The sequence below is a fragment of the Paraburkholderia sp. SIMBA_030 genome (assembly GCF_046535245.1).
Classification (GTDB): domain Bacteria; phylum Pseudomonadota; class Gammaproteobacteria; order Burkholderiales; family Burkholderiaceae; genus Paraburkholderia.
Genome location: NZ_JAWRXB010000729.1, coordinates 1 through 265, shown reverse-complemented (window position 1 = coordinate 265; position 265 = coordinate 1). Strand labels below are relative to the sequence as shown.

1 pseudogene is annotated in these 265 nt (G+C 58.1%); it reads right to left on the bottom strand.

Features of this window, described 5'->3' with window-relative positions:
• Positions 1-21 precede the first annotated feature (21 nt).
• A pseudogene (locus SB772_RS41880) lies at positions 22-265 on the bottom strand (hypothetical protein); the annotation flags it as partial.

Genomic DNA, 265 nt, shown 5'->3' with positions numbered 1-265 from the left:
CGTCGACGCGCCAAACAACCCTTAGGGTTCCACACCAAGCATCGCGAGAGATTGAAGGACTGCGGACTGCACTACCCGTCCGTCATAGACGGTAGTCAAACGTGTGATCGCACCGCTCGCATCAAGATTCAGTGCAAAAATCCCGTTCTTCCCTCCCGACAGCTGCGATGCCCGCCATTCATAGCCCCCACCTTTATCGCTCCCCAGAACGTGCCGTGGGATTGACGGAGAGCCGACGCCATACGGCGCCTGGACGATAATTCGC